Origin of the sequence: Frateuria sp. (genome assembly GCF_013362045.1) — a bacterium.
Classification (GTDB): Bacteria; Pseudomonadota; Gammaproteobacteria; order Xanthomonadales; family Rhodanobacteraceae; genus Frateuria_A.
On record NZ_JABFWW010000119.1, the window covers coordinates 1 to 11017 of the forward strand.

The following is an 11017-nucleotide window of genomic DNA, read 5'->3' on the forward strand; positions in this document are numbered from 1 at the left end:
GACCTGGAACATGGCCGTGCACACCGCGGTGCGGCAGGAACTGCAGGCCGGGCGCATCCCGGTCCTGCTCGGCGGCGATCATTCGCAGGCGATCGGTTCGATTTCCGCAGTGGCCGACCATTGCCGCGACCAGGGCAAACAGCTGCGCGTGCTGTGGTTGGATGCCCACGCCGACTTCAACACGGCCGAAGCCACGCCCTCGGGCAACATCCACGGCATGCCGGTGGCCTGCCTGTGCGGCAACGGCCCGGCCGTGCTCACCGGCATCGGCAACCACACGCCGGCTACCGAGCCGCACGCGTTCCGCCAGATCGGCATCCGCTCGGTGGACGAAGGCGAGAAGAAGCTCGTGCGGGCGGCCGGCATGAAGATCGTGGACATGCTCCATATCGACGAGGTCGGCATGAAGCGCGCGATGGAAGAAGTGCTCGCCGACGCCGACGAGAACACCCACCTGCACGTGAGCTTCGACGTGGATTTCCTCGACCCGTCCATCGCGCCGGGCGTGGGCACCACCGTGCGCGGCGGCCCGACCTACCGCGAGGCGCAGCTGTGCATGGAGATGATCGCCGACACCGGCCGCCTGGGTTCGCTCGACATCGTCGAGCTCAATCCCGCCTACGACAAGCGCAACCAGACCGCCAGGCTCGCCGTGGACCTGGTCGAGTCGCTGTTCGGCAAATCCACGCTGATCCGCTGAAGCCGGCTGCGGCGGATCAGCGCAATCCGCCGTGGCGCTTCCGCAACGCCTATCATGACGCGCGCGGCGGCCCGCGCCGCGCGTTTCCCTCTCCCATCGTCCTTACCATGAACCGAACCCGCGTCCTCACCGGCATCACCACCACCGGCACTCCGCACCTGGGCAACTATGCCGGCGCGATCCGCCCCGCGATCGCCGCCAGTCGGCGCGAAGACGTCGACGCGTTCTTCTTCATGGCCGATTACCACGCGCTGATCAAGAGCGACGATCCGACGCGCATCGCGCGCTCGCGGCTGGAGATCGCGGCGAGCTGGCTGGCCTGCGGGCTGGATCCGGAGCGGGTCACCTTCTACCGGCAGTCGGACATCCCCGAGATCCCCGAGCTCAGCTGGCTGCTCACCTGCGTCACCGCCAAGGGCCTGCTCAACCGCGCGCATGCCTACAAGGCGGCGGTGGACAAGAATGTGGAAAGCGGCGAGGACGCGGATGCCGGCGTCAACGCGGGCCTGTACATGTACCCGGTGCTGATGGCCGCCGACATCCTCGCCTTCGATGCGCACAAGGTGCCGGTGGGCCGCGACCAGATCCAGCACCTGGAGATGGCGCGCGACATCGCACAGCGCTTCAACCACATCTACGGCCGCGACTTCTTCGTGCTGCCGGAAGTGCAGATCGAGGAGCAGGTGGCCACGCTGCCCGGCCTGGACGGCCGCAAGATGTCCAAGAGCTACGACAACACCATTCCGCTGTTCGCCGGCGGCTCCAAGGCGCTGCGCGAGGCGGTGATGCGCATCGTCACCGACTCGCGGGCGCCGGGCGAGCCGAAGGACCCGGACGACTCCTCGCTGTTCGTGCTCTACCGCGCGTTCGCCGGCGAGGCCGAAACTGCAAGCTTCCGGAGTGCGCTGGAGGCGGGCCTGGCCTGGGGCGAAGCCAAGCAGGCGCTGTTCGGTCTGCTGGAAGGGCAGATCGCGCCCATGCGCGAGCGCTACGAGGCGCTGATCGCGCAACCGGCGCACATCGAGGAGATCCTGCACGAAGGCGCCCGCAAGGCACGCGCCATCGCCACGCCGAAGCTGGCCATCTTGCGCGAGGCTATCGGCCTGGGCAGCCACGCGCCCGTCGCGGGTGCCGGCATGGCCCGGCCGCGCGCGGACAAGCCGCCGCGCCTGGCCAGTTTCCGCGACGACGACGGCCGCTTCCGTTTCCGTTTGTTCGCCGGCGACGGCGAGGAGCTGCTGCTTTCGCGCGCCTTCGACGATCCCAAGGCCGCCGGCGCCGCGCAGAAGCGCCTGAAGCAGTTGGGTGCCGCCGCCGCCGTGGTGCAGCTCAAGCCCACCGCGCTGTTGCTGGAGCTCGATGGCGAGGCGGTCGGCAGCACGCCGGACTACGCCGACGAGCAGGCCCGCGACCAGGCGCTGGAGCGGTTGCGCGAGACGCTCGACCAGCTCGCCGGCGCGGCCTGAGGAGCGACCGAAGACGATGCTCCGCTATCTCGCCCTGCTGCTGCTCGCGCCCTGGCTGCTGATCCTGGGCTGGGCCTATTTTGCCTATCCCAAGGGCCTGCCGCGTACCGCGGCGCGGCGGCTGTTCGACGGGGTCGCCCTGCTGCTGGCCGCCGTCGCTGCCGCGTGGTGCGCCGCCTACGGCTTCGAAGCCGCGCCGCCGCCGCAGGTGGACGCCTTCGGCCGCGCCAGTGGTGCGATCTGGCAGCAGGTGCTGCCGGCGCTGCTCGGCTACGGCGCCTGCGTTGCCGTATTGGTGGTGGCGCTGCTGGTGCGCCATCTGCTGTGGCGCGCGGTGGACCGATGAACCCCATGTCCGCCGTCAACACGCAGAAGCTGCTGCTGCAGCTGTTCGAACACCACGGCGTCGCGCTGGAACCGGACGAGGACTGGCTGCTGACCGACGGCGACTTCCCTGCGTTGCGGGCGCACTGGCGGGAGGGCGCGCTCGGCCAGCCCGGCCGCCTGGACATCGACCTCGTGCTCGACGAGGAACGCCAGATCGAACTGAGCTACGCCGGCAGCGGAGCGGGGGAGGCCGGCTGCCGCGACGCGCTGGAACGTTTTGCGGGCGGCGACCTGCCGGTGTTGCTGGCCGCCTGCTGGTACGTCACCGACGACCGCAGGCTGGAGCTGGCGCAATGGGAGCTGGGGCTGCGCGGCTGGGATGCGTTCATCGGCCGCTTCGTGGTCGAAGGCGCCGACCTGCAGGTGCCGGCTGCCGCCGTGCCGGTCGTGGCCGATGCGCTGAAGGGCGAATCGCTGGCGCCCCGGCTGCACTGGATCCGCCTGTTCCTGCGCCGTAGCGCCGACGGCACGCTGGCCACCGAAGTGCTGCTGGACAACCAGCCCTGGCCCGCAGGCGACCGCGCGCTGGCTGCGCTGGCCTGGCCGACCGGCACGCAGGCCTACAGCGTGCGCAACCTGATCCTGCTGGACGTGCGCGACTACTGAAGCGCCGCCTGCGCCGCTTCGCGGTGGCGCATTCAAGCGGCGCTTCCCTGCCGGGCCGCGGTCCGCTGGACAGCCGGTTGCGGCCCGCGAGGCGGCAGGCGGCGCGTGTGGGGCGCTTCATTCCCAGCGATTGAGGTGCGGACCGAAGCGCTCGCGCTGCCTGTGCACCACGCAGAAGCGGTGGCCGGTGGGCGCCTGCATCACCCACCAGCGCTCCTTGACGAAGGCGATCGCGTGGGCGCCGAGCGCCTGCAGGCGTGCAACTTCGGCATCGAGGTCGTCGGTTTCGATGTCCAAGTGCACGCGGCTTTCGTGATCGACCTTCTGCAGCAGGACGATCGGTTCGTCGTCCCCGGTGGCAAGGGCGGCGTAGCGGCCGTCGCCGTCCTGGTCGGCATCCTCAACCGGCTTGCCGAGCGCTGCGCTCCAGAAGCGGATCGCCGGCGCCAGGTCGTCGAGCTGGCAGTCGAGCACGAGGGTGCTCAGGCGGCTGTGGTGCATGGGAAGCCTCCGTGTTTCAGGAGTCCGAAGCGTGCGCGCGGGGGCGTGAAAAGAAAACGGAGCGCCCTGGGCGCTCCGTTGTCCGGAAAGGCGAAGGGCCTCTCCCTCACCCAGCCCTCTCCCCCAGCGGGGCCGGGGGAGGTGGCGGCTCGCTTACTGCGGCAGGGCCAAGTCGTCCAGCAGCGCCTTGAGGAAGCGCGCCGCCTCGCCGCCGGTGGCGGCGCGGTGGTCGAAGGTCAGGCTGATCGGCATGCGGCGGTGCACTTCGATGCCGCCCATCACCGCCACCACGTCGTGGCTGAGCTTGCCGGCGCCGATGATCGCCACGCACGGGGGCACCACCACCGGCGTCGCGTACCGGCCCGCGAACATGCCGAAGTTCGACAGGCTGATGGTGTAGCCGGAGAGTTCCGACGGCGGGATGCTGCGGTCCTCGACCTGCGTGCGCAGGCGCTTGATCGCGGCGCGCACGCCGGCGCCGTCGAGCACGTCGGCATTGCGCAGGGCCGGCACGAACAGGCCGTCGTCGGTGTCCACCGCGATGCCGATGTCCACGTGGCGGTGCATGGTGCGGGTGAGGTTCTTGCCGTCGAACCACGCATTGAGCGCCGGCACCGCCTTGCAGGCGGCGACGATGGCGCGGATCAGGCGCGCGGTGATGTCCTGCTTGCCCAGCCAGGCGTGCAGGTCGGCGTCGTCGACCAGCGTGGTCGGCACGACCTGGGCGTGGGCCTCGGCCATCACGCGGGCCATGTTGCGACGCACGCCCTTCAACTGCTCCGGCTGGCCGGTGACGGCCTGCGACGGTGGGGCAGTGCGCACCGGCTTGCCGGCGAGCGAGACCGGCCCCCGCTGCGGAGCGGGACCGGGCTCGGGCAGTTCCGGCGCCAGGTGGCGACCGGCCGCGGCCGGCACCGCGCGCGACGGCGCGCCACCGAGCGTGGCGCTGCCATTGGCGGCAGCGTCCTTGACGTCCTTCATGGTGACCACGCCGTCGGCGCCGGTCGGGCGCACCTTGGCGATGTCGACCTTCAGCTTCTTGGCGAGCGCGCGCACGGCCGGCACCGCCTTGACGCCGCCGATGCTGGCGGCCTGTTCGACGTGCACGGTGTTGCCGCTGACCATGGCGCCGACCACGGTGCCTTCGTCCTCGCGGTCCTTGCCGCCGGTCTCGACCTCACCGCCCTCGTCGGAGGCGACCACCTTGTGGCCATTGTCGGGCGCAGGGCTGCCCACGCCTTTTTCTGGGCTCTTCTTCGGGCCGTGGTGGTGGCCGGTGGCTTCGGCCTCGGCACGCTGCTTGGCATTCGGATCGGGCTCGAAGTCGGCCAGCGCGGCGCCGGTCTCGATCACGTCGCCGGCGGCGCCGTACAGCTTGGTCACCTTGCCGGTGTAGGGCGAGGGCACCTCGACCACCGCCTTGGCGGTTTCCATCGAGGCCAGCGGGGCGTCGAGCTTGATGGTGTCGCCGACCTTCACGTGCCATTCGACGATGGTCGCGTCGGGCAGGCCTTCGCCGAGGTCGGGCAGGTAGAACGTCTTGATGTCAGCCATGAGTGAGCTTCCAGGTTGGAATTTGTTCCCTCTCCCTTGCTTCTATCAAGCCCGGGGGAGAGGGTTGGGGTGAGGGGTGGGGCTCGCCTTGAAACCGATCAGCGCAACGCCTGCTCTGATGCGGTTCACCGCGAGCCTTGGCCCCTCATCCGCCCTCCGGGCACCTTCTCCCCGGAGGGGAGAGGTATTAGGAGGCCGCCAGCGTGCGCTTGGCCGCCTCGACCACGCGCTCGGTGCTGGGCAGGTATTTCATCTCCAGGCGGAACAGCGGGATGTGCGTGTCGAAGCCAGTGACGCGCTCGACCGGCGCGAGCAGGTCGTACATGCATTCCTCGGCCAGGCGCGCGGCGATCTCGGCACCGAAGCCGGCGGTCTTGGGGGCTTCGTGCACGATCACGCAGCGGCCGGTCTTCTGCACCGATTCGGCGATCGTGTCGAAATCCAGCGGGGTCAGCGTGGCGACGTCGATCACTTCGGCGCTGATGCCCTCGGCGGCCAGTGCGTCGGCGGCCTCCAACGTCTCCTTCACCTGCGCGCCCCAGGTCACCAGGGTCACGTCGGTGCCGTCGCGCAACACGAAGCACACGTCCAGCGGCAGCGCCTCGCCGTCGTCCGGCACCTCTTCCTTGTACTGGCGGTAGATGCGCTTGGGCTCGAAGAACATCACCGGGTCCGGATCGCGGATCGCCGCCAGCAGCAGGCCATAGGCGCGCGCGGGCGAGGAGGGCATCACCACGCGCAGCCCCGGAATGTTGGTGAACAGATGCTCGTTCGCCTCGGAGTGATGCTCCGGCGCGCGGATGCCGCCGCCCCACGGGGCGCGCCACACCGCCGGCACCGTGATGCGGCCGCGGGTGCGGTTGCGCAGGCGCGCGGCGTGGCAGGCGATCTGCTCCATCATCGGGTAGATGAAGCCCTCGAACTGCGCCTCGGCGACCGGCTTCATGCCCTGCGCGGCCAGGCCCACCGTGACGCCGGCGATGGTGGTCTCGTCCAGCGGCGTGTCGAGCACGCGCAGCTCGCCGAACTTCTCCTGCAGGCCTTGCGTCGCGCGGAACACGCCGCCGTTGACGCCGACGTCCTCTCCCAGCACGACCACGGAGGGGTCGTGGGCCATCTCGTAGGCCAGCGCCTGGGTGACTGCTTCGATAAGAGTGATCTGTGCCATGACTTTAGTGGGCCTTGGTTTCGAGCGAGAGCGCGAGGTCGCGCTGCTTCTGGAGGTCGGCTGGAACTTCCGCGAAGGTGTAGTCGAACATCGCGGTGAGCGGCTGGGTCTTGGTCTCCAGGTACGCGTTGACCTCGTTGTCCATCCAGTCGTCGCACTCGGCCTTCCAGGCTTCTTCCTTCTTCTCGTCCCACACCTTCTTCGCCACCAGCCAGTTCTTCAGGCGCTTGACCGGGTCCTTGGCCCAGGCGTCCTTGACCTCCTGCTCGCCGCGGTAGCGGCGGGCGTCGTCGGCGGTGGTGTGGTCGCCCAGGCGGTAGGTCACCGCCTCGATCACGCTGCCGCCCTGGCCGTTGCGGGCGCGCTCGAGCGCGTCCTCCATCGCCTTGCGCACGGCGATGATGTCGTTGCCGTCGACCTGGATCGAATACAGACCCGCGGCGATGCCCTTCTGCGCCAGCGTCGGCGCGCCGGACTGGATCTTGCGCGGCACCGAGATGGCCCACTGGTTGTTGACGATCACCGCGACCAGCGGCAGGTTCTGCGCGCCGGCGATGTTGATGGCGCCGTAGAAGTCGCCCTTGGACGAGCCGCCGTCGCCGATGGTGCACACGGCCACGCGCTTCTCGCCGCGGATCTTGAAGGCCAGCGCGGAGCCGGCCGCGTGCAGGCACTGCGTGGCGATCGGTACCGACCAGGCGAAATCGTGCCGCGCCGGTTCCTTCTGGTAGTCGTTGCCGCGCTCGTCGCCGCCCCAGTACATGTAGACCTCGCGCGGCTGCACGCCGCGGTAGAGCTGCGCGCCATACTCGCGGTAGCTCGGCGCCAGCACGTCTTCCGGATTCATGGCGCTGCCGATGCCCACGTGCGCGGCCTCGTGGCCCAGGCACGAGGCGTAGGTGCCGAGCTTGCCGGTGCGCTGCAGCGCGATCGACTTGGCGTCGAACACGCGGGTGGACAGCATCAGCTTGTACAGCTCGACCATCTGCTTGAGATCCTGCGCGAAGGCAGGCAGGTCGTCGCGCACCTGCTTGCCCTCGGCGTCGAGGTATTGCAGGTACTCGATTTCAAACTTGGCGGCGATGGACACGACTCGCTCCCATGGAAAGTGAAGTGGGTGATCTGCGTAGGGGGAGGCGGCGGCCCATCCAGTGGGGCCTGGCGCGCGCTTTTCGTCCCGGAAAGACCGCGTTTGATAGCAGGCGGGCATGTTGCGGTGCAAGGTACGGTGCAACATGCGCAGGCGTGTGGATACGGTGCGGCCGGGCTTTGACAAAGCGGTGACAGGCGCCTTGTCCCGGATCAGATCCGGCTGCGAAGCGCGCCCGCTACCATGTCCGCTTCGATCGAAGGGAACGGACGCATTCCATGGGCGAGAACCAGCGCGACCTCGAAGCCGGCATCGAGACGGATCTTGACGGCAAGATCACCTACGGCGGCTATCTGCAGCTGGGCACGCTGTTGTCCGCACAAAAGCCGCTGACCGCGCACCATGACGAAATGCTCTTCATCGTGCAGCACCACGTGTCGGAGCTGTGGATGAAGCTGATCATCCACGAGCTGAAGGCGGCGATCGCGCACCTTCGCCAGGACGACGTCGACGCCTGCCTGAAGGTGCTGGCCCGCGTGAAGCAGGTGCAGCGCCAGCTGTTCGAGCAATGGGCGGTGCTGGAAACGCTCACGCCGGCCGAGTACCTGGAGTTCCGCGACAGGCTCGGACCCTCGTCGGGCTTCCAGTCGCTGCAGTACCGCATGATCGAATTCATGCTGGGCAACAAGCACGTCGACATGCTGGGCGTGTTCGCGCACGATCCGGCCGCGCAAGCGCAACTGCGTGCGGTGCTGGAGGCGCCCGGCCTGTACGACGAGTTCCTGCGCTATCTCTCCCGCCGCGGCCACGCGGTGCCGCCCGAACTCCTCGATCGCGACTTCACTCAGCCCTACCGGCGCAACGCTGGCCTGTTGCCGGTGCTCAAGCGCATCTACGAGGACCGCGGCAGCTTCTGGCCGGAGTACCACCTATGCGAACAGCTGGTGGACGTGGAGGAGAGCTTCCAGCTGTGGCGCTTCCGCCACATGAAGACGGTCGAGCGGATCATCGGGCATCGCCGCGGCACGGGCGGTTCGTCGGGCGTGTCGTTCCTCAAGAAGGCGCTGGAGCTGGAGTTCTTCCCCGAGCTGCTGGACGTGCGCTCGGTGCTGGGCACCTGATTTTGGGGAGGCGCCGGGCGGTGGCTGAAGCCCAACCCACGGGGGCTGCCATTGACGCGGCGGCCCCGTGCCGGTTACACGTCGACGATGGCGCGCGCTGAGCGCGCCTTCCACGCCAAGGGGAACCCATGAACCAGACCGCCGACGCCGCACCGGCCGCGCCCGACTACCCGCAACTGCTCGGCCACCCGCGTCCGCTGTGGATGCTGTTCATGACCGAGTTCTGGGAGCGCTTCGCCTACTACAGCGTGAGCTGGGCGCTGGTGCTCTACATCGTGGCGCAGTTCTTCCACGGCGATCCGTCGGGGCAGGGTTGGGCGGCCGGCATCTACGGCGCCTATACCGCGCTGATCTATGCGGCCTCGATCTTCGGCGGCTACGTGGCCGACCGAGTGATCGGCTACCAGCGCTCGATCCTGCTCGGCGCAGCGGTGATGGCCGCGGGCCTGTTCACCCTGCTGGTGCCGAGCAAGCCGCTGATGATGCTGGGCCTGGCGCTGGTGATCGCCGGCGACGGCCTGTTCAAGCCCAACATCTCCACCATGGTCGGTCAGCTCTACGGCCGCGACGACCCGCGCCGCGACCGCGGTTTCACGCTGTTCTACATGGGCATCAACGCCGGCGCCTTCGTGGCGCCGCTGCTCACCGGCTGGATGGCGGCCTATTTCACCGACACGCCGATGCAGCAGAACTACCGCGTGGTGTTCGCCGCCGCCGGCGTGGGCATGCTGCTGAGCTTCCTGTGGTTCTGGTTCGGCCGCCGCGGCCTGAAGGGCGTGGGCCGCCCGCTGCCGGGCATGGAAAACCGCCTGCGGGTGCTGTGGGTACTGATCGGCGCAGCGGTGGCGGTACCGGTGATCTACGCGCTGTTGGCCTACGTCGGCGCCGACGGCCTGCAGTGGCTGCTCGGCGTGCTGTTCGTGGGCGTGGCGGCGGCGCTGATCGTCGAGGCGATGCGGCACGATCGCGTGCAGCTGCATCGCGTGATCGCCATGCTGATCGTGTTCGTCTTCAGTGTGATTTTCTGGACCTTCTACTTCCAGTTCGGCACCTCACTCAACTTCCTGGCCGAGAACTGGGTGGACCGGCAGATGTTCGGCGGCTGGGTGTTCCCGGTCGGCTGGTTCCAGTCGGTGACGCCGCTGGCGATCCTGGTGTTCGCCCCGCTGCTGACGCTGGTGTGGGGTGCGTTCGCGCGCCGCAACGCCGAGCCTTCGATCCCGCGCAAGTTCAGCTTCGGCCTGATCTTCAACGGCCTGGGTTTCGTGGTGCTGGTGTACGCGCTCAAGGAACTGCTCGGGCCCGGCGGCCTGATCCCGTTCTGGCCGCTGGTGCTGTGCTACGTGATGCAGACCCTCGGCGAGCTGTGCCTCTCGCCGATCGGCCTGTCGATGGTGACCAAGCTCGCGCCGCCGCGCTTCGTGGGCCTGGCGATGGGCGGCTGGTTCCTGTCGCTGGCCGCCGGTGGCGATTTCTCCGGCCTGGTGGCGCGCTCGATCAGCGGCGAGCACGGCATGACGGTGGCGTCCGCGCTGTCCGGCTTCAGCTTCTGCTTCTGGGTGCTGGCCGGTTCCGGCGTCCTGTTGCTCCTGATCTCGCCGTCGATCAACAAGCTGATGCACGGCGTGAAGTAACGCGCAGGCGTAGGGTGGGCTTCAGCCACCATGCCATGTCCCCGGCGGGGCGGCGGTGGGCTGAAGCCCCCTGCGACCCTCCCTACGGGGGCGGCTCGTGGTCGGGCATCAGCTTGTCCAGGATGCGCCCGAGCCAGGCCTGCTCTTCGCCATCCAGCTTCGCCAGCAACTCGCGCTCGCGCCGGCGCGCCATCGGCGCGACCTCGTCGTGGATCGCCCAGCCGGCCTCGGTCAGGTTGAGCACCGAGCGCCGCCGGTCGCCGTCGTGCACCGCGCGGCTGACCCGTCCGGCCTGCACCAGCCGCGCCAATGCGCGACTGACCGCCACCTTGTCCATCGCCGTGCGCTCGGCCACCTCGCGTGCGGACAAGCCGTCGAAGCGCGCCAGTACCGCCATCACCCGCCATTCGGTCACGCCCAGGTCGAAGCGGCGCTGGTAGTCGTCGGCGATCGCCTGGCTGACCGTGTTGGAAACGATCGACAAGCGGTAGGGCAGGAAACGCTCCAGCTCCAGCGGGGCATGCTCCTGTGGGGAGTGCCCGGCGGTCGACCGGGCGGGTGGGCGCTTGGCAGGCACGGCAGCGCGGCTCCTTGCAAATGGTTTCATATGTAACTATAACGGAGATCTAGCCGAATCCTTCGTGGCCGCCGTGCACCTTTGCGGGCATGGCCGCGTCGCCCACTGTAAGTCTTCTGCCCTTTGAGGAGAGCGCCATGAACGCCCAACCGAACCTCGGCATGCAGGTGACCACCTTCGAGAACCCGATGGGCATCGACGGCTTCGAGTTCG

Annotated in this window: 11 protein-coding genes; 6 read left to right on the forward strand and 5 right to left on the reverse strand. The window is 68.8% G+C overall.

Going from position 1 to position 11017, the window contains the following annotated elements; all coding sequences use genetic code 11:
- The 4 genes from rocF to HOQ08_RS05440 form a co-directional block, all read left to right on the forward strand.
- Positions 1-700, forward strand: a 700-nt coding sequence (gene rocF / locus HOQ08_RS05425; protein WP_291192358.1) for an arginase, incomplete at its 5' end; no start/stop codon positions are given.
- A 107-nt stretch (positions 701-807) separates the two neighbouring features.
- On the forward strand, positions 808-2166 hold the full coding sequence (locus tag HOQ08_RS05430) for a tryptophan--tRNA ligase (RefSeq protein ID WP_291192359.1): 1359 nt from the start codon (positions 808-810) through the stop codon (positions 2164-2166).
- Positions 2167-2182: 16 nt separating this feature from the next.
- Positions 2183-2512 (forward strand): hypothetical protein, encoded by a 330-nt coding sequence (locus HOQ08_RS05435; protein ID WP_291192360.1) that lies wholly within the window; start codon positions 2183-2185, stop codon positions 2510-2512.
- A gap of 5 nt (positions 2513-2517) precedes the next feature.
- Complete coding sequence (locus HOQ08_RS05440; protein WP_291192361.1) at positions 2518-3159, forward strand: DUF6348 family protein; 642 nt, start codon at positions 2518-2520, stop codon at positions 3157-3159.
- Between the two features lie 117 nt (positions 3160-3276).
- Here the strand turns inward: HOQ08_RS05440 and HOQ08_RS05445 are convergent, their stop codons facing one another.
- The 4 genes from HOQ08_RS05445 to pdhA form a co-directional block, all read right to left on the reverse strand.
- Positions 3277-3660, reverse strand: coding sequence for a VOC family protein (locus tag HOQ08_RS05445; RefSeq protein WP_291192362.1), 384 nt, complete (start codon positions 3658-3660; stop codon positions 3277-3279).
- A 153-nt stretch (positions 3661-3813) separates the two neighbouring features.
- Complete coding sequence (locus HOQ08_RS05450) at positions 3814-5214, reverse strand: dihydrolipoamide acetyltransferase family protein (RefSeq protein ID WP_291192363.1); 1401 nt, start codon at positions 5212-5214, stop codon at positions 3814-3816.
- Positions 5215-5401: 187 nt separating this feature from the next.
- Positions 5402-6382, reverse strand: coding sequence for an alpha-ketoacid dehydrogenase subunit beta (locus tag HOQ08_RS05455; protein WP_291192364.1), 981 nt, complete (start codon positions 6380-6382; stop codon positions 5402-5404).
- 4 nt (positions 6383-6386) lie between these two features.
- Complete coding sequence (gene pdhA / locus HOQ08_RS05460; protein WP_291192365.1) at positions 6387-7472, reverse strand: pyruvate dehydrogenase (acetyl-transferring) E1 component subunit alpha; 1086 nt, start codon at positions 7470-7472, stop codon at positions 6387-6389.
- Between the two features lie 278 nt (positions 7473-7750).
- Here pdhA and HOQ08_RS05465 point away from each other — a divergent pair, with 278 nt between their 5' ends.
- Together HOQ08_RS05465 and HOQ08_RS05470 are read left to right on the forward strand one after the other, a co-directional pair.
- A complete protein-coding gene (locus HOQ08_RS05465) occupies positions 7751-8593 on the forward strand; it encodes a tryptophan 2,3-dioxygenase family protein (protein WP_291192366.1) in 843 nt (280 codons plus the stop codon).
- 128 nt (positions 8594-8721) lie between these two features.
- Positions 8722-10227: a peptide MFS transporter gene (locus tag HOQ08_RS05470; RefSeq protein ID WP_291192367.1), complete on the forward strand. Its 1506-nt coding sequence runs from the start codon at positions 8722-8724 to the stop codon at positions 10225-10227.
- A gap of 82 nt (positions 10228-10309) precedes the next feature.
- On the opposite strand, the gene HOQ08_RS05475 is transcribed toward HOQ08_RS05470, so the two are convergent.
- Positions 10310-10804, reverse strand: coding sequence for a MarR family winged helix-turn-helix transcriptional regulator (locus HOQ08_RS05475; protein ID WP_291192368.1), 495 nt, complete (start codon positions 10802-10804; stop codon positions 10310-10312).
- Between the last annotated feature and the right edge of the window lie 213 nt (positions 10805-11017).

What these genes read in the sequence shown, in the direction of transcription:
- HOQ08_RS05430 (WP_291192359.1), top strand. Translation starts at nt 808, where the DNA reads ATGAACCGAACCCGCGTCCTCACCGGCATCACCACCACCGGCACTCCG.
- HOQ08_RS05435 (WP_291192360.1), top strand. Translation starts at nt 2,183, where the DNA reads ATGCTCCGCTATCTCGCCCTGCTGCTGCTCGCGCCCTGGCTGCTGATC.
- HOQ08_RS05440 (WP_291192361.1), top strand. Translation starts at nt 2,518, where the DNA reads ATGTCCGCCGTCAACACGCAGAAGCTGCTGCTGCAGCTGTTCGAACAC.
- HOQ08_RS05445 (WP_291192362.1), bottom strand. Translation starts at nt 3,660, where the DNA reads ATGCACCACAGCCGCCTGAGCACCCTCGTGCTCGACTGCCAGCTCGAC.
- HOQ08_RS05450 (WP_291192363.1), bottom strand. Translation starts at nt 5,214, where the DNA reads ATGGCTGACATCAAGACGTTCTACCTGCCCGACCTCGGCGAAGGCCTG.
- HOQ08_RS05455 (WP_291192364.1), bottom strand. Translation starts at nt 6,382, where the DNA reads ATGGCACAGATCACTCTTATCGAAGCAGTCACCCAGGCGCTGGCCTAC.
- HOQ08_RS05465 (WP_291192366.1), top strand. Translation starts at nt 7,751, where the DNA reads ATGGGCGAGAACCAGCGCGACCTCGAAGCCGGCATCGAGACGGATCTT.
- HOQ08_RS05470 (WP_291192367.1), top strand. Translation starts at nt 8,722, where the DNA reads ATGAACCAGACCGCCGACGCCGCACCGGCCGCGCCCGACTACCCGCAA.